The organism is Flavobacterium sp. PS2 (genome assembly GCF_046250155.1).
Classification (GTDB): domain Bacteria; phylum Bacteroidota; class Bacteroidia; order Flavobacteriales; family Flavobacteriaceae; genus Flavobacterium.
On sequence record NZ_CP176426.1, the window covers coordinates 3,980,912 to 3,998,586 of the forward strand.

14 protein-coding genes are annotated in these 17,675 nt (G+C 32.6%); 10 read left to right on the forward strand and 4 right to left on the reverse strand.

What is annotated here, in order from left to right:
- The first annotated feature begins 302 nt into the window (after positions 1-302).
- The 5 genes from ACJ6WR_RS17580 (at position 303) to ACJ6WR_RS17600 (ending at position 5,007) form a co-directional block, all read left to right on the forward strand.
- Positions 303-551 (forward strand): hypothetical protein, encoded by a 249-nt coding sequence (locus tag ACJ6WR_RS17580; RefSeq protein ID WP_409415976.1) that lies wholly within the window; start codon positions 303-305, stop codon positions 549-551.
- 81 nt (positions 552-632) lie between these two features.
- The gene (locus tag ACJ6WR_RS17585) at positions 633-1,046 is read left to right on the forward strand and encodes a DUF6896 domain-containing protein (protein ID WP_409415977.1); all 414 of its coding nucleotides are present in this window, start codon (positions 633-635) and stop codon (positions 1,044-1,046) included.
- A gap of 333 nt (positions 1,047-1,379) precedes the next feature.
- Positions 1,380-1,706, forward strand: coding sequence for a hypothetical protein (locus ACJ6WR_RS17590; RefSeq protein ID WP_409415978.1), 327 nt, complete (start codon positions 1,380-1,382; stop codon positions 1,704-1,706).
- A gap of 205 nt (positions 1,707-1,911) precedes the next feature.
- On the forward strand, positions 1,912-2,865 hold the full coding sequence (locus ACJ6WR_RS17595) for a YARHG domain-containing protein (protein ID WP_409415979.1): 954 nt from the start codon (positions 1,912-1,914) through the stop codon (positions 2,863-2,865).
- A 207-nt stretch (positions 2,866-3,072) separates the two neighbouring features.
- Positions 3,073-5,007 (forward strand): amino acid permease, encoded by a 1,935-nt coding sequence (locus ACJ6WR_RS17600; RefSeq protein WP_409415980.1) that lies wholly within the window; start codon positions 3,073-3,075, stop codon positions 5,005-5,007.
- Positions 5,008-5,322: 315 nt separating this feature from the next.
- Here the strand turns inward: ACJ6WR_RS17600 and ACJ6WR_RS17605 are convergent, their stop codons facing one another.
- Positions 5,323-6,546: an aminotransferase class I/II-fold pyridoxal phosphate-dependent enzyme gene (locus ACJ6WR_RS17605; protein WP_039118922.1), complete on the reverse strand. Its 1,224-nt coding sequence runs from the start codon at positions 6,544-6,546 to the stop codon at positions 5,323-5,325.
- A 482-nt stretch (positions 6,547-7,028) separates the two neighbouring features.
- On the opposite strand from ACJ6WR_RS17605, the gene ACJ6WR_RS17610 reads away from it, so the two are divergent.
- Together ACJ6WR_RS17610 and lpdA are read left to right on the forward strand one after the other, a co-directional pair.
- The gene (locus tag ACJ6WR_RS17610; RefSeq protein ID WP_039113898.1) at positions 7,029-7,487 is read left to right on the forward strand and encodes an Lrp/AsnC family transcriptional regulator; all 459 of its coding nucleotides are present in this window, start codon (positions 7,029-7,031) and stop codon (positions 7,485-7,487) included.
- Between the two features lie 649 nt (positions 7,488-8,136).
- On the forward strand, positions 8,137-9,540 hold the full coding sequence (gene lpdA, locus ACJ6WR_RS17615; RefSeq protein ID WP_039113900.1) for a dihydrolipoyl dehydrogenase: 1,404 nt from the start codon (positions 8,137-8,139) through the stop codon (positions 9,538-9,540).
- Between the two features lie 176 nt (positions 9,541-9,716).
- Here the strand turns inward: lpdA and ACJ6WR_RS17620 are convergent, their stop codons facing one another.
- The gene (locus ACJ6WR_RS17620) at positions 9,717-10,094 is read right to left on the reverse strand and encodes a DoxX family membrane protein (protein ID WP_039113901.1); all 378 of its coding nucleotides are present in this window, start codon (positions 10,092-10,094) and stop codon (positions 9,717-9,719) included.
- Between the two features lie 189 nt (positions 10,095-10,283).
- Positions 10,284-11,189 (reverse strand): DUF4349 domain-containing protein, encoded by a 906-nt coding sequence (locus ACJ6WR_RS17625; protein ID WP_409415981.1) that lies wholly within the window; start codon positions 11,187-11,189, stop codon positions 10,284-10,286.
- A 210-nt stretch (positions 11,190-11,399) separates the two neighbouring features.
- Between ACJ6WR_RS17625 and ACJ6WR_RS17630 the strand changes: the two genes are divergently transcribed.
- The 3 genes from ACJ6WR_RS17630 (at position 11,400) to ACJ6WR_RS17640 (ending at position 16,175) form a co-directional block, all read left to right on the forward strand.
- Entirely contained in the window at positions 11,400-12,686 is a 1,287-nt protein-coding gene (locus tag ACJ6WR_RS17630) for an anthranilate synthase component I family protein (RefSeq protein WP_409415982.1), read from the forward strand.
- 76 nt (positions 12,687-12,762) lie between these two features.
- The gene (tilS, locus tag ACJ6WR_RS17635; RefSeq protein WP_409415983.1) at positions 12,763-14,070 is read left to right on the forward strand and encodes a tRNA lysidine(34) synthetase TilS; all 1,308 of its coding nucleotides are present in this window, start codon (positions 12,763-12,765) and stop codon (positions 14,068-14,070) included.
- Complete coding sequence (locus ACJ6WR_RS17640) at positions 14,070-16,175, forward strand: cytochrome c biogenesis protein CcdA (RefSeq protein WP_409415984.1); 2,106 nt, start codon at positions 14,070-14,072, stop codon at positions 16,173-16,175. The genes tilS and ACJ6WR_RS17640 overlap by 1 nt, the downstream gene beginning before the upstream one ends.
- Before the next feature lie 92 nt (positions 16,176-16,267).
- On the opposite strand, the gene ACJ6WR_RS17645 is transcribed toward ACJ6WR_RS17640, so the two are convergent.
- Positions 16,268-17,584, reverse strand: coding sequence for an ammonium transporter (locus ACJ6WR_RS17645; protein WP_039118927.1), 1,317 nt, complete (start codon positions 17,582-17,584; stop codon positions 16,268-16,270).
- Between the last annotated feature and the right edge of the window lie 91 nt (positions 17,585-17,675).

Here is a 17,675-nt window from a genome sequence, read left to right on the forward strand (position 1 = left end):
AAAAATCAAATTAATATTGTGTTTTATGTTGTATTTAATTGTTTATCAGTGCGTATTAGTAAAATTAGTTTTTTTGTAGTTAATTTCAGTAAAAAATATGAAAATGTTATTAGGCGTGGTTTTGTTTTGATTTCTAGGTTGTTTTTGCCTGTTTTTTCTTTAGCGTTAGAGAAGAAGAGGTAGGTGGAAATTTTAATCGGTGTTAATAATGAACAGTTATAAGGAGAGGTTATATATGAGCGGTTAAAATGTATTGGTTTTGATTATTTATATATTTGAGTATCCTAAAAAAAGATAATAATATGGAAGATATTTATTTTAAAGATTACGAAATAGAAATTGCAAGTGATGTTAATGAACGTGACGGAATTGGTATTAAGATATATAAAGATGAAAAGATGTTGATTGAAATTTTTAGAGATGATACGCAGAAAAGTTATACTGTTTCATTTTATAAAAAGGATTTGCCGTTAGAATTTGTAGAAAAGACAATAGAATTATTCAAAAAAGTAATTCCTCAAGAGTTTATAGATTATGAAGAATTAGAATAGGGGGAGACATTGGTTAATGGACACGGAAAGAATTTCCGCTATCGTTGTGGGAAAAGCCATATATTAGATTCAAATTAAATTATGATTGAAGAAATTTTAATTGAGTATATCAATTTTATAAGAACCTTTGAAGCTTTACTGAAAAATAAATATAAAATGGATGTAAATCCATGCTCTTTTTCAGGATTAGGATTTGAGAGAAAAGGAACTATTGATGGAATAGAATATTGGTTTCATGGAAGTGGATGTACGGTTGAAAAAGACGGGGTTATTTATGAATATGACATTTCGATAAATGAAATCCAGTTTTCACAATGGAAATTTTCTGAGTTTATAAGGACTCATTCTAATTATCAGAAATTAAATTATAGTGCTGATTATATTGACTATGAGTTATATCAGCTTATAGAGAAAGGGATATTGGCTTGGGTAATTATAGAGAAAATAGAGGGGATTGTCTTTGGATGTGTTTTTAAAAGTTATAGAGTTCTTTAAAATAATTTCTAATAAAAATTCTTAAAAGCTGAGCGTCCTAGCTTTGAAGGAATCGCATCGGGATAGCTCGTTGAAATTACAATACTAAGTCTTGATTTTATTATTAATAGGTATTTAATTAAGTAACAAACATGGGGTCAAGTATAAACTGTATAATTCCAAAAGAAGAAAATTATAGTATTGAGAAAATTAAACAGAAATTAAATAATGTTTTTAGTAGACTAAAATTAGAACTTTTACATTTAAAAAAAATATTCAGATTTTCCAGAAAATGTAGACGAGAGCTGGTTTCTAATTCTAATTCAGGCAGAATTAAACGAACCTGAATATATAATGGGGGAAGGAGGGAGTTTTGATATTTTTATTTATAAAAATGTTGTTTTAATTGGATGTATCGAGCGATTTGGTAGTTTACATTTTGAAGAAAAAAATATTTCTGAACAATTAATCAAAATTATGACTGAGCTGTCTGAAGAATTTAGTTCATCAAATAGACTTCTAATTGGATGTAAAGGTACTAGGGAAATGGATGAAGTTGTCGATTTGGCTTATTATAATCATGCGGATTTTAATCAAATATGTAACAAAATGATTGAGCTAAATGGAGTACCTGCAAGAACCTTGAATGATTTAAAGGAGAAGTCTTGGTACTTGAAATGAATTAATACGTTAAAATTTTATTATGAAAGTCAAAACGCCTAGCCCTGATGGAAGTAACATCCTTTTATGCCAGACTCTATAAAAGAAATGCTTAAACACTTGGCAAAAAAATCATCTGAATTCATGAAATTTGTAACCTTATAATAATTCGTGTAAGTTTGTGTAATTGCTGGCAAAAAGCAATAACCAACCAAACCATATATAAATGAAGTTTTACCTCTTTATAATTTTACTAATTACTATTACTGTAAAAGCACAAAATAAGATAGATTGTTCTAAATGTTCATTAGAGCTTATTGATGAAAGTAAGCTAAAAAACGAAGATATTTATTCTCTAAAATTATTAAAGAACGAAATTTACGCAAGAAAAGGATATGTGTTTTCGAGTCCAGAATATGCCAATGTTTTCAAAAAGTATAGTTGGTATAAACCAGTGAGTGATAATAAGAGTATCGTTTATTCGGATATCGAAATAAAAAATATCGCAATTCTGACACAACGAATTGGGGAGATTTCAGAATTTCTTATGAATGAGCAAAACAGTAAATACAAAACTCTTTCGAAAGAAAAAATAAATGAAATTTTCACAAAAGAAAAAAGAAAAGAATTAGGAATAAACTTCAATATTTGGAAAGTTTACAACTATAAAGATAAAACTGGTGAATATTATTTAGTCCTGACAGAAGATAAATTTAAAGAACCAGTTGATGGAGATAATTTTAATAATGCTGTTAAAGCATTCAATTTTAAAATTGAAAATAACCGTTGGATAAAAACTTTCGAGACCAACGATTTCAAACAGAAAGAAGAAGAGAGTATTTGGTTTTGGACAAAGTATGTCTATGTAGAAGATTTTGATAATGATGGAATTATCGAACCAATACTAATTTATGGCACAAACGGATATAATGGATATGATGATGGGAGAATAAAAATCTTATTGTATTATAAAGGTAAAAAGATTGGGATTCGAATCCAGAATGGGATTTTGGATGATGAAAGGAATTTTAGTTTAGATGCTGAATTTTATACGATTCCAAAGAAAATACAAGATAAAATCATAGGACAGATGAATTCTATGGTCGAAAATGGACATTCGATTTTGCCTTATGGATGGCAAAAAAAGATGGCAAAAAAAATGACTTTTATTCAGGAATAAAAAAAGCATATCTTAATCTATAAAATTTAAAAAGTTGATTTTTACTACAATGTATTTTTTTAACTATATAGTTAATAATAAAAGTCAATCAAAAGTGTTGCAAAACAAAATCGTTTTATATATTTGAAATCACGATAATTTTTGCATTATTTGTAAAATAAAAGCAAAAAGTCAGAAAGAAATTAATTATTAATAGCAAATACACCTATGTCGTTTTCAAGTCTATTTCGAAAAAAAACTGTACAAGATATTTTAAGTCAAGTCGAAAAAAATAATGCCGATGGTCATAATACATTGGGCAAGCATTTGACGGCACGTGATTTAACTGCTTTTGGAATTGCTGCAATTGTAGGAGCAGGTATTTTTAGTACAATAGGTAAAGCCAGTGCCGATGGAGGTCCTGCCGTTATTTTTCTGTTTCTTTTTACAGCCATTGCTTGTAGTTTTGCGGCTTTTGCGTATGCCGAATTTGCTTCGATGGTTCCAGTTTCAGGAAGTGCTTATACCTATTCATACGTTGCCTTTGGCGAGATTATAGCCTGGGTTATTGGTTGGGCATTGATAATGGAATATTCGGTCGGGAACATAACCGTCGCCATATCGTGGAGTGATTATTTTACAGGATTACTCGCCAGCGGAGGAATACATTTGCCCCAATGGGTTCAGATGGATTATCTAACAGCTTCTAACGGATTTAAAGATGCCACAGCATTAATGCACGGTGGGAAATCATTCGAGAATCTAGAACCAGCCTTACAATCAGCATATACAGCATGGACAACATCACCTTTAATAGGTTCATTCCATTTTGTTGCCGATCTTCCAGCCTTATTGATTATTATCTTGATTACCGCTTTAATTTATCGCGGAATGAAAGAATCTCGTAATGCGAGTAATATCATGGTTGTTGTAAAATTATGCGTTGTACTTTTAGTAATTGCAGTAGGAGTTTTTTACGTAGATACTGCCAATTGGGATCCGTTTGCACCAAATGGAGTAACAGGAGTTCTTAAAGGAGTTTCAGCAGTATTCTTTGCTTATATTGGTTTTGATGCCATCTCAACAACTGCCGAAGAATGTAAAGATCCACAACGTGATTTACCACGAGGAATGATGTGGGCAATTATAATATGTACCATTTTGTATATAGCAATTGCATTGGTACTTACCGGAATGGTAAGTTATAACCAACTTAATGTAGGAGATCCACTTGCTTTTGTATTCGATAAATTAGATTTAAAATGGATGTCAGGAATTATTGCAGTAAGTGCAGTAGTAGCTATGGCAAGTGTTTTATTGGTTTTTCAGATGGGACAACCTCGTATCTGGATGAGCATGAGCCGTGACGGATTATTACCAAAACGATTCTCTAAAGTGCATCCTAAATTTAAAACACCATCTTACGCAACTATAGTAACCGGTTTTGTTGTAGCGGTTCCAGCTTTATTCCTAAACCTTACTATGGTAACCGATTTATGTAGTATCGGAACATTATTTGCTTTTGTATTAGTTTGTGCAGGAGTTTTGGTGTTACAAAACAAGCCAAATATTCCAAGAGGAAAATTCAAGACGCCTTATGTAAATTCAAAATTCATAATGCCAGTTTTATTGATAATCGGATTGGTTTTTTCTTTTGGATACAACAAAAAAGCAACAATGAGTTTTATTACCAATGAAACTCAAATTAATGAATCGGCAGATATTATCACATCATTAGATAAAAGTCATACAAAACAAGTATATGATTATTTAGTGACCGTTGATGCTAAAAATGCTACAACTGGAAAACCAGATTTAGAGCAAATATTAAATCAATATCAAAAAGATGAAGCTAAGTATGCAAGTGTAATTGCAGGATTACCAGTTGCAGATTCTATAAAATACGAAAGTGGTTTAAGTTTATTCAAACATAAAATTCCAATGTGGATTTTCTTAATTGTTTTGGTTGGATTAACCGTTTGGGCTTTTAAACAAAATTTATCTTTAATTCCGTTATTAGGATTAATTTGCTGCTTATACATGATGGCCGAATTAAGCGTTTGGAACTGGATTTATTTTACAGTTTGGTTGCTAATAGGGCTTTGTATATACTTTGGCTTTAGCCGAAAAAATAGTAAACTGAATTTTGTTGAGAAACAGTAAGTTCTACTTTTAGTAAAAAGTTAAATGTAAATAAAGTCAATTCAATCTAAGAAGTCTAAAATAAAAATCCGTTCTGAGTATAATTCAGAACGGATTTTTATTTTCAGTACCAGTTTTCAGTACCAGTAAAAAGTAACAACAATTCAATAATCCAAGAAGTCTAAGTAAGTCTAATAATCTAAGCAGTCTAACAATCTAAGCAAGTCTAATAATCTAAGCAAGTCTAATAATCTAAGAAATCTAATAAATAAAAAAATCCGCTAAGAGAATTTCTCCAGCGGATCCAAACAAAATTTAAAAATTAAGCAAATTTATTTATAAAGAAATGTTTTGTGTTTCTAAAACCTCAAGCTCTATCATACAGGCTTTCATCATTTGGTAAGTTCTCTCGATGTCGTTATCCAATCCAATCGAGAATCGAATTAAACCATCTGTTAAACCCATCGTAGCTTGTTCATCTAGCGGAATTTCACTAGAAGTTGAGGTTCCTGGAGCGCTAAATAAAGTTTTGTAAAAACCTAAACTTACCGCCAAATATCCCAGATTACGTTGCTGCATCAACTCCATTAATTCATTGGCTTTAGCCAGAGAACCAACATCTATTGTAAGCATACCACCGTAACCATATTCAGGATTAATCATCGTTTTGTATAATTCATGACTAGGGTGACTTCTTAAACCAGGGTAAACCGTTTTAAGACCGTCTTGTTCAAATTTATCGGCTAGAACATGCGCGTTATGACTGTGTTGTTTGATTCGAATGTGCAAAGTTCTCAGGTTTTTCATCACACTAGCCGAACGCAAACTGTCCATCGTAGGGCCTAAAAGCATGCTTGCACCACTATTTACATTTTTCAAACTGTTAATGAATTCTTTAGAGGCACAAGTTACCCCACCAACAGTATCACTGCTACCATTTATATATTTTGTCAAACTATGAATCACAATATCGGCACCTAGTTTGGCAGGCGAAACCGACAAAGGCGAAAACGTATTATCGACAACTAATTTCAGGTTGTATTTTTTTGCAAGGCGAGACAAACCTCTAATATCCGCTACTTCTAATAAAGGATTACTTACCGTTTCGCAGTAAATAACCTTAGTTTCAGGAGTAATTGCAGCTTCTACAACGTCTAACTTTGTTATATCTACAAAAGTCGTTTTTACTCCAAATCTTGGAATTAAATTTTTTAAGAAAGCATACGTTCCACCGTATATAGTACGACTCGAAACAATATGATCTCCCGCGCTGCACAATTGCATTAATGTAGGTGTAATTGCACCCATTCCCGAAGCCGAAACATTTGCAGTTTCAGTCCCCTCCATAGCAGCAAGAGCTTGGTCTAAGTATAAATTACTAGGCGATGAATGGCGGGAATATAAATAACATCCCTCTATATTTCCTTCAAAAGTATCAGACATTGTTTTTGCCGAAAGAAAAGTATAGGTAGAAGAATCCGAAATAGACGGGTTTACACCTCCGAATTCTCCGAAGTATTGTAAATCCTGAATACAGTTTGCTGGGCTGAAATTTTCCATAGGTTTTTGTTTTAAGTTTTAAATAATAGATTTAGGGAATTGAAATAATAAAAACTTGTGAGCAGTTTTTCTTTGTAATTGATAATTAGTATGTTTTGTGTAGGTTTAAACATATATAAAGATACATTTAATCTGTTTAAAAACATATAATTAATTAAAAATCAATAAATTAAAAAAAAACAAGAGCTTTAGTTTTTACCTGTATTTAAGAAGCTATTCCCGTTATCCGCTATATCTTTTTCTTGAAACCCTTCCTCCGTCAGGATATCAAGAAAAAGGATGTCGCTACTATCGGGGCTATGAAACCCGAGTACACCATAAATCTTATTCAAAATAAAAGTATATCAGAATAATAATCAATCATAGTTGTTATATTTAGATTATTAAACTATAAATAGATGTTTGGTTAGATTTATTGTCTAAATTTACTTTTGAAATAAGATCAAAACAGATTATTTTTCAGACTAAAAAACCAACCAACTATGATATTAGATTCCACCGATAAAAAACTACTATTATTACTCCAAACCGATAGTAAAAAAACAACCAAAGAGTTATCCTTAAAACTAGATCTATCTGTAACAGCAGTTTATGAGCGAATCAAGAAACTAGAGCGAGAAGGAATCATTCATAAATATGTAGCATTAGTCGATAAATCCAAAATAGAAAAAGGATTTGTAGTTTTCTGTCACCTCAAACTCATTCAGCATACCAAAGAATTCTTAACCAAATTTGAAAACGAAGTAATACAGCTAAAAGAAGTACTCGAATGCCATCACGTAAGTGGAGATTATGATTACATTCTAAAAGTACTCGTAAAAGACATGGAAGCCTACCGGGAATTTCTAGTAACCAAACTCACAAACCTACAACATATAGGCAGTACACAAAGCACCTTTATGATTAGCGAAGTAAAAAACACAACAGTGATTTCTTTTTGAGGCTCTAAGTTTTTTTAGGTTCAAAGGTTCAGAGCAATAAAGGTTCAAAGGTTTTTTGAAGTTACATAGATTCAGAGGTACAAAGAATCAAAGGTTTAGCTTTGCGACTTAGCGTCTTCGCGAGAAACACCAAAAAACTGTCAGGTTGAGCGGAGTCGAAACCCCGCAAAAAAGGACAGGTTCATGGTAGATGCATTGTCGACACGCACTGTAGAGGCGCACCGCTGTGCGTCTCCGCAATATGGGTTTATCCATAATATAACACCAATCTTGTCACCCTGAGGAACGAAGGGTCTCCACAAAAGACTAACACAAACTTGTCATAAATTGGAGAGCTACTCGCGGAGACCCTTCGTTCCTCAGGGTGACAAGATTGAGAGAAAAGGTTTTGAGAAAAAAAGATGATTAAGAGTATTTACTCTACACTTTGCGTCTTCACGTCTTTGCGAGAGATTTTTCAAATCAAAAATCCTAAACCAACAAACTGCATTTTCTGCTAAAACCGAGAGAAAATTTAACATTTTTATGTATTTATTACAATAAGTTTTCCATAGTCCAAGAAATCCTGAGAAAAAACTCAAACTTTAAACTTCAAACAAAACTTAATTCCTTAATTTTGTATCGCTAAAAAATAAAAAATCAAAATACTATGAGTTCATTTGACGTAGTCATTATAGGTTCAGGTCCCGGCGGATATGTTTCGGCAATTCGTTGCGCACAATTAGGTTTCAAAACAGCTATAATCGAAAAGTACAATTCGCTTGGAGGAACATGCTTAAATGTAGGATGTATCCCTTCAAAGGCATTATTGTCATCTTCACATCATTATGCTGAAATTAAACATTTTGCAGATCACGGAATTGAAGTTTCTGGTGATGTAAAAATCAATTTAGAGAAAATGATTGCTCGCAAACAAGCGGTTGTAGACCAAACTGTTGGTGGGATTAATTATTTAATGGATAAAAATAAAATTACCGTTTTTAATGGTTTAGGTTCATTTGTAGATGCTACACATATTGCAGTTGCAAAAGAAGATGGAACATCAGAAACAATCGAAGCTAAATATACTGTTATTGCAACAGGTTCAAAACCTTCGTCTTTACCTTTTATCAAAATTGATAAAGAAAGAATTATTACTTCTACAGAAGCATTAGCTTTAAAAGAAGTTCCAAAACACCTTGTTATTATTGGAGGAGGAGTTATCGGAATCGAGCTTGGGCAAGTTTACCTACGTTTAGGAGCACAAGTTTCAGTAGTAGAATTCATGGACAGAATTATTCCAGGAATGGATGGTTCATTGTCAAAAGAGTTAACTAAAGTATTGAAAAAACAAGGAATGAAATTCTACGTTTCTCACAAAGTAAAATCAGTAGAAAGAAACGGCGATGCTGTTGTAGTTCAGGCTGAAAATGCAAAAGGAGAAACAATCACTCTTGAAGGAGATTATTCATTAGTTTCTGTAGGGCGTCGTCCATACACAGACGGATTGAATGCTGATAAAGCTGGAGTGAAAATTTCAGACAGAGGACAAGTTGAAGTAAATGATCATTTACAAACAAACGTTCCTAATATTTATGCAATTGGAGATGTAGTTCGTGGAGCAATGTTAGCTCACAAAGCGGAAGAAGAAGGAACAATGGTTGCTGAAATCTTAGCAGGACAAAAACCACATATCGATTATAACCTAATTCCGGGAGTAGTTTATACTTGGCCAGAAGTTGCAGCTGTTGGACAAACAGAAGAGCAATTAAAAGCTTCGGGAGTAGAGTACAAAGTAGGAAGTTTTCCTTTTAAAGCATTAGGACGTGCAAGAGCAAGTGGAGATTTAGATGGATTCGTAAAAATTCTTGCCGATGCTAAAACTGATGAGGTTCTTGGAGTACACATGATTGGAGCACGTACTGCCGATTTAATCGCAGAAGCTGTAACAGCAATGGAATTTAAAGCATCTGCTGAAGATATTTCAAGAATGAGTCATGCACATCCAACATTTGCAGAAGCAATAAAAGAAGCAGCATTAGCAGCAACAGATAATAGAGCATTACACGTATAAAAACGTTGTAGAGATGCACTACAATGCGTTTTTAGCATAACAAATTATACCAAATAAAAAAACCCGACAATTAATTGTCGGGTTTTTTTATGAATTTTCGGTAACGCACGGTCGTTCTGTAGAGATGCACCGTTCTGTAGAGACGCACCGCATGCGTCTAATAAAGTGCGTCTTTATTACGCTGTAAAAACAGTTTTATAATTATCCCAATATCTATAAATCAAAAATATATTACCTAGAAATAACAAAGCTGCAATAGGTAAGTTTTCTGGAGACATAAAATAATTAATAAATAAGATGTTTATGGTAATAGGCAGGATTAAAATGTTAGCAAGCGTTACAAAACGACCAGTTACAAAAGCAATCCCACAAATTAATTCTATTGATTTTGCTAATGGCATTAAATACGTTGATGCAACCAGTCCCGAATTAAAAGCTTTAAAATTATCGTTTGCTGCAGGTTCTGCCGGCATAAGGTGGAAGAAAAAGCTGATTGATGCAAAAAGCAATAAAAGACCAATTAAAGTTCGGATAATAATAGTGGCGATTTTCATGATATAGATGATTTTTATAGGTTAAAAAATAAAATTTTTGATATAAAATAATCTCATTTTAATAATTAAAAAACGGGTTTAATTATTAAATTATTATGAATTGTATAAACTATTTAATGATGTTTTAGGATTTGTTTAATGTTATATCAAATATAATGATTTTTACGCTATAAATAAACACATGAATTCTTATATTTTAGACTGTTTTTTAACATATTTTCTATAAACGAAAAACCCACCAGTACCAATTAAAATAAATGGCCAAATATTTATAAAAAAGACAATTATACCTTGTAGTAAGTACCAACCACTTTTTAAAGCATCAATAATTTCGATACCAATATTTGGTTTATAAGAGTTATTGTCTTTGATGCTAGCAACTACTTCTTGTTTTAAAGATTGATTTTGGTACAATTGCAAAGTAATGGTGCTAAAATTTATCTGATCTTTTAAAGATAGTTTTTCGATTTTGCTAGAATCATTTTGTTCTTTTTGTGCAGCAAGCGTATTCTCTGCTTCCATAACATCGTTTATTTTCTTGCCTTTAGTATTAATAGCATTCTCGATTCTTTTGCTGTTTTCAGCACTTCTGTTTTGAGCAAGCTGGTTCGAAAGCAATTTTAAAGAAACATCATCGGCTTTGATAACGCGGTAATCCAGAAAATCTATTTGCTTGGCAATGATTTTTATAACCGTATCGAGTTGAGTGTTGGGAACACGAATAGTAATATCGTTTACTACCGAATATTTAGTGGTTTGCAAAGTACTATCTTGACTTATTTTGGTTTGTATTTCGTCTTGTACTGTACTTTGTAAATTAGTATAAGTAACAAAACCTCCAAATTTTGTTGTTGCGTTTTCAATTGCATAAGTTGATTTTGCTACATTTTTGACCTTAAATTTTATGTCGGCGGTTCGAATAAATTTACGATCGCTATCTTTTTTTTCGACAGCTGCGGATGACGAAATTGTATCAGCTGTACTATCAGCTGATTCTGCAGCAGAGTCTTCGAGAGATGTATCTGCTTTTTTGCAGGAAAATAATAGTGCGATGATTACTACTGTAGTCATGCCAAATTTTGCAATTGTTTTCATGGGTAAATGATATAATTATAGATTAATAAATTAGGTTACTTAATAGAGTGTTTTTTATAAAAGGATAAAAATAGTTTTGTCTCAATATTCGTATCAATTTTATAAAATGAATATAAAGTGGTGTAATAAAAAGCGTGCCAATATTTTTTGAGATTACTTTATCGAAGGAATTTTTTTGTCGTAATTTTGACGGATAAAAAAAATAATTTTTTGAGAGTTTCAATTCACAAGCATATTTCGAATCCTGCGGCCTTTAAACAGCAACTTTTAGTTTGGGCACAACAACACCGAGAAGTTGTTTTTATGGATAGTAATTTGTATCCACAAGAATATTCAAGTTTCGATTGTTTGCTGGCTGTCGATGCTTTTACATCTATAAAAACCGATTTTCATAACGCATTCGAAGATTTAAAACAATACCAACAAACGACCAGAGATTGGCTTTTTGGTTATCTTACCTACGACCTAAAAAACGATATAGAAGAATTACAATCGACAAATTTTGATGGATTAGAATTTCCTGATTTATTTTTCTTTCAACCTAAAAAAATATTTTTATTGAAAGGAGATCAACTCGAAATTCAATATTTATCGATGTGTGATGATGAGGTCGAAGAAGATTATGATGAAATTGTAAAAAGTGAAAGGTTGGATATAAAAAGCCAAACGAATCTTCTGATCAATCAACGAATTTCTAAACAAGATTATATTGCTAAAGTCAATTCGGTTCTAGAGCATATTCATCGCGGAGATATTTATGAAGCTAATTTTTGCATGGAGTTTTACGCAGAAAAAGCAACGATAAATCCATTAGAAAAGTTCGAAAAACTTAATGAAATATCACAAGCACCATTAACTGTTTTTTTTAAAAATAATAAACAGTTTTTACTATCGGCTTCGCCAGAAAGATATATTCGTAAAATAGGAGATACGATAATTTCGCAACCTATAAAAGGAACTTCAAAACGTTTTGAAGATAAGATAGAAGACGAAAATTCTAAAAAGCAGTTAGAAGCTGATCCAAAAGAACGTGCCGAAAATATCATGATTACCGATTTGGTTCGAAATGATTTATCGCATACCGCTCAAAAAGGCTCGGTAGAAGTGGTAGAGTTGTGCAAGATTTATTCTTTTTTGCAAGTGCATCAAATGATTTCGACGATTACTTCAAAACTAGATTCTCAATATTCTCCAATCGATGTTTTAAAAACAACTTTCCCCATGGGAAGTATGACTGGAGCACCAAAGATTTCGGTAATGAATATCATCGATAAACTAGAAGAAACCAAACGAGGATTGTATAGTGGGGCAGTAGGTTATTTTACGCCAGAGGGAGATTTTGATTTTAATGTCGTTATCCGAAGCATTTTATACAATCAGGAAAAAGAATATGTTTCCTTTTCAGTAGGTAGTGCAATTACATCACAATCAGTTCCCGAAAAAGAATACGAAGAATGTTTGCTCAAGGCAAAAGCCATGCAGCAAGTATTACAATAATAAACAAATCTATTTTTTGTATTTTTAACCAGTTGATTTGCAAAACCAAATCATAATAAAAGACGTAAATTAAAATATGCTTCAAAAATTTAAAAATCATATTACACAAACATTTCCTTTTCTGGAGAAAAAGAAATTACTACTAGCTACAAGCGGAGGTTTGGATAGTATGGTTATGGCACATTTATTTGCTCAGCTAGATTATGATTTTGCAATTGCGCATTGTAACTTTCAGTTACGAGGATTAGAAAGTTTTGGCGATCAGGAATTTGTGAGCAATGCTGCTGATAATTTAAAATGCCAATTTTTCATCACGCAGTTTGATACCGAAGCTTTTGCCAAAGATTACAAACTTTCGACTCAGGTTGCAGCGCGTGAACTACGGTATAATTGGTTTTATGAACTTTTAGATACCGAAGGTTATGATTATATTTTAACGGCACATCATGCTGATGATAATCTAGAAACCTTTATAATTAATTTAAGTAGAGGAACAGGATTAGATGGATTAATTGGAATTCCAGAGCAAAATGAGTCCCTTATTCGTCCGCTTTTACCATTCTCGAGAGAAGAAATAAAACAATATGCCGAGGATAATGCTATCGAATGGCGAGAGGATAGTAGTAATGCATCTAATAAATATTTACGAAATAAAATTCGTCACGATTTAGTTCCCGTTTTAAAAGAAATAAATCCTAATTTCTTAGCAGCTTTCCAGAAAACACAAGAGTTCTTGCAAGAAGCACAAATTATGGTCGAAGATGCTTCGATTATGATTTATCAGCAAGTTGCAAAAGAAATTGGCGATGAAATTCATTTTGATTTAGAACAATTAAAACGATTAGCAAATTATAAATCGTATTTATACCAATGGCTTAAAGAATATGAATTTTCGGCTTGGGAAGATATTTATGAATTAGTTGAAAGCCAGTCGGGAAAGCAAATTTTTTCTTCAGAATATCGATTACTGAAAGACAGAACAACATTAATTTTAAGCCCAATTCCTGAAATTCAACAAGAGGAATTTTACATAGAAATCAACGATAAAGAAGTTAATTTTCCCTTAAAATTGAGGCTTTGTAACGTAGGTCACATAACTATAGATTCAAATAAAGCTATATTTGTGGACGCCGATAAAATAAAGTTTCCTTTGCTTTTGCGAAAGTGGAATGAAGGTGATGTTTTTCATCCATTTGGAATGAATGGAAAATCTAAAAAAGTGAGTAAACTTTTTAAAGATGAAAAATTATCCCTGATTGAAAAAGAAAACACATGGATTTTGTGTTCGGATAATCAAATTGTTTGGGTTGTAGGAATCAGACAAGATGAACGTTTTAAAATAGAAAATACTACAAATAGGATACTTAAAATAGAATTACAATAATGAAATCAAACTATTACCCGCAAGCTTTACTATCAAAAAAAATCTGGAATAATTCGATTGTGTTTTTGTTGCTTTTCTTTTTTGCTTTTGCAAAAGGAAATGCACAAATCTTAGAACCAGTAAAGTGGACATCTAAAATTGAAAAGAAATCTGGAAACAATTTTGTATTGATTTTTGATGGAGTTATTGAAAAAGACTGGCATTTGTATTCGCAATTTACTCCAGATGGAGGGCCGCTTCCATTAGAGATTTCATTTAAAAACCAAAAAGGAAACTATAACTTAGTTGGTAAAGCCAAAGAAGGAAAAACCAGAACAGCATTTAATGATGTTTTTGGTGTTAATGAAACTTTCTTTGAAGGAAAAGCGCATATCGAGCAAGAGATAACAATTACAAATCCTAGCGTAAAAACAATCGAAATTGAATTCGATTTTCAGGTTTGTAAAGAAGTTTGTATCAATTTAAATAAGAAGTTTTCTATTGCAATTCCAGCTAGTTTTAAAATGAATGCTGATGCTGCAGGAACTGCTATTGTAAAAGCAGATGAGGTTGTAGTAGATCCTGTAGATGCTTTGGCAGTTGATACTACAAAAAATAGTGTAGGAACTAAGGCTTTAGAAACAACAAAAGATAATATTGATGTAGATTCATCTACTTCAGACACATCTGCACCAGCTCCACAAAGAAGTTTGTGGTCTATATTCTTTATTGCATTTCTATCTGGTTTTGCAGCATTGCTTACGCCATGTGTATTCCCAATGATTCCTATGACGGTTAGTTTCTTTACAAAACAAAGCAAGAGTAGAGCAAAAGGAATTAGAAATGCTATTATTTATGGAATTTCTATTATTGTAATTTATGTTGCACTAGGTTGGTTAGTAACTTGGATTTTTGGAGCAGATGCGCTCAATGCTTTGTCTACAGATGTTTGGTTTAATTTAATCTTCTTTGTTATATTAGTTGTTTTTGCAACTTCATTTTTGGGAGCTTTTGAAATTATGTTGCCAAATTCATGGGCAAATAAAGCAGATCAACAAGCAGATAGAGGTGGATTAATCGGAATATTATTCATGGCTTTGGCTTTGGCAATTGTATCATTTTCTTGTACAGGACCAATCGTTGGAACTTTATTAGTTGAAGCTGCTTCAAACGGTGGAATTGCTCCGGTTATTGGAATGTTTGGTTTCTCATTGGCTTTAGCCTTACCATTTATGTTATTTGCAATGTTCCCGGGATGGTTAAATTCATTGCCAAAATCGGGTGGATGGTTAAACACTGTAAAAGTTGTTTTAGGATTCCTGGAATTAGCTTTGGCATTCAAATTTTTATCAAATGCCGATTTAGTTTTACAATTGCATTTTCTTGAAAGAGAAGTTTTTATAGCAATATGGATTGCGATTTTTGGAGCTTTAACATTATACTTATTCGGCAAAATTACATTGCCACACGATAGCCCTTTGGCACATATATCAGTTGGGCGTTTATATTTAGGATTACTTACACTTGTATTTACGGTGTATTTAATTCCTGGACTTTGGGGAGCGCCATTAAAATTAATTAGTGCTTTCCCACCACCACCACAATATAGCGAAAGTCCGTTTGGAGTAGGAGGGTCAAGTAATTCAGGTCTTGGTTCGGATAAAGGATTACCTGATGGAGCAGAATTAGGCCCACACGGAATCATGGTTTTTCATGATTATGAAGATGGAGTAGCTTTTGCTAAATCAATCAATAAACCAATTATGCTCGATTTTACAGGTTATGCTTGTGTGAATTGTAGAAAAATGGAAAACAATGTTTGGTCTGACGAAAGAATATTACCAATTTTAAAAAATGATGTTGTACTTATTTCTTTATATGTTGATGATAAACGCGAATTGCCAGCAGATGAGCAATACGTAACAGCTACAGGAGATAAGATTATTACAGTTGGTGATAAATGGACTGATTTTATGATTTCTAAATATAAAACCAATACACAACCTTTATATATCATAACCGATTTAGAGGGTAAGAATTTAAATACTTCTAAACCAACAATTAGTTATGTTGGAGCAGATGAATACTTGAAATGGCTAAAAGAAGGAATTTCAAAATTTAAGTAAATAATAAAAAAGACCAATCTAAGATTGGTCTTTTTGTTTTTATGTTACTCGGTATATAAAGATGCTTTAAAATAATTTTTAAGGCATTTTTTTTATAAAAATTCTCCGTGTTGAGAAATGTCTAATCCTAGTTCTTCTTTTTCTTCAGTAACTCTTAGAGGCGTGATTTTATTTACAATAAAGAAAAGGATATAAGAACCTACAAAAGCAAAAATGGATACAATTACCATTGCTATTAATTGGTTTGTGAATAATGTTGAGGTTCCAAAAATAAGACCTTGATTATCTCCAACAAGTGGGTTTATGGCTTTAGAAGCAAAAACGCCAGTTAATAACATTCCTACCATACCACCCACACCGTGACAAGCAAAAACATCTAGCGCATCATCAATTTCTCCTTTAGGGAATTTAGCTACTACAAGATTACTTACAATGGCAGCAAATGCTCCGATAAAGATTGCGTGAGGAATACTTACGAAACCAGCAGCAGGCGTAATAGCTACAAGACCTACAACTGCCCCGATACAAGCTCCAAGTGCTGATAGTTTATGTCCTAAAATTTTATCAAGAAATACCCAAGCCATTGCTGCGGCTGCGGCTGCAACTGTAGTTGTGCCTAATGCCTGAACAGCTAAACCATTTGCTCCTAAGGCTGAACCTGCATTAAAGCCAAACCATCCAAACCATAATAATGCAGTTCCTAGTAACACATATGTAATACGAGCTGGATTTACTTTTTGTACTTTTCTTTTTCCTAAAAATATAGCTCCGGCTAATGCGGCCCAACCTGCACTCATATGTACAACTGTTCCTCCTGCAAAGTCAAGTACACCCATCTTAAAGAAAATACCTTCAGGATGCCATGTCATATGTGCCAAAGGAGAGTATATAACTAGTATAAATAAAACCATGAATAATAAATATGCCCAAAAACGAACACGTTCTGCAAATGCACCTGTTATTAATGCAGGAGTTATAATGGCAAATTTTGCCTGAAATAATGCAAATAGCATAAACGGAATAGTAGGGGCAAGACTCCATGCAGTATTGGTGCCTACACCTTGAAAAAATAAATTAGAAGTTGGATCGCCTATAATTCCTCCTATTGTTGGACCAAAGGCTAACCCGAAGGCAACAACAACCCATAAAATGGTTACAATTACCATTGCCATAAAACTTTGCAGCATGGTACTAATTACGTTTTTCTTGCCAACCATACCTCCGTAAAAGAAACCTAATCCTGGAGTCATTAATAATACAAATGCAGTTGCAACAATCATCCAGGCAGTATCGCCAGTATCAAACTTTACAGCTTCGGTTGGGGTAGGGCTATCGGACAGGATAAAATTAGAGAGAAAGGTTAATACCAAAATCGTGATTAGAATCACAGTTAAAATAATTTTTCGCATAGTTGGTTAGTTTTAAATTTCGATAAAAGTATAAAATGATTTAACACCCCATTAAAAAATAGTATTTACTGTTTGATTTTTGTTAAATTTT

What these genes read in the sequence shown, in the direction of transcription:
- ACJ6WR_RS17580 (WP_409415976.1), top strand. Translation starts at nt 303, where the DNA reads ATGGAAGATATTTATTTTAAAGATTACGAAATAGAAATTGCAAGTGAT.
- ACJ6WR_RS17585 (WP_409415977.1), top strand. Translation starts at nt 633, where the DNA reads ATGATTGAAGAAATTTTAATTGAGTATATCAATTTTATAAGAACCTTT.
- ACJ6WR_RS17590 (WP_409415978.1), top strand. Translation starts at nt 1,380, where the DNA reads ATGGGGGAAGGAGGGAGTTTTGATATTTTTATTTATAAAAATGTTGTT.
- ACJ6WR_RS17595 (WP_409415979.1), top strand. Translation starts at nt 1,912, where the DNA reads ATGAAGTTTTACCTCTTTATAATTTTACTAATTACTATTACTGTAAAA.
- ACJ6WR_RS17600 (WP_409415980.1), top strand. Translation starts at nt 3,073, where the DNA reads ATGTCGTTTTCAAGTCTATTTCGAAAAAAAACTGTACAAGATATTTTA.
- ACJ6WR_RS17605 (WP_039118922.1), bottom strand. Translation starts at nt 6,546, where the DNA reads ATGGAAAATTTCAGCCCAGCAAACTGTATTCAGGATTTACAATACTTC.
- ACJ6WR_RS17610 (WP_039113898.1), top strand. Translation starts at nt 7,029, where the DNA reads ATGATATTAGATTCCACCGATAAAAAACTACTATTATTACTCCAAACC.
- lpdA (WP_039113900.1), top strand. Translation starts at nt 8,137, where the DNA reads ATGAGTTCATTTGACGTAGTCATTATAGGTTCAGGTCCCGGCGGATAT.
- ACJ6WR_RS17620 (WP_039113901.1), bottom strand. Translation starts at nt 10,094, where the DNA reads ATGAAAATCGCCACTATTATTATCCGAACTTTAATTGGTCTTTTATTG.
- ACJ6WR_RS17625 (WP_409415981.1), bottom strand. Translation starts at nt 11,189, where the DNA reads ATGAAAACAATTGCAAAATTTGGCATGACTACAGTAGTAATCATCGCA.
- tilS (WP_409415983.1), top strand. Translation starts at nt 12,763, where the DNA reads ATGCTTCAAAAATTTAAAAATCATATTACACAAACATTTCCTTTTCTG.
- ACJ6WR_RS17640 (WP_409415984.1), top strand. Translation starts at nt 14,070, where the DNA reads ATGAAATCAAACTATTACCCGCAAGCTTTACTATCAAAAAAAATCTGG.
- ACJ6WR_RS17645 (WP_039118927.1), bottom strand. Translation starts at nt 17,584, where the DNA reads ATGCGAAAAATTATTTTAACTGTGATTCTAATCACGATTTTGGTATTA.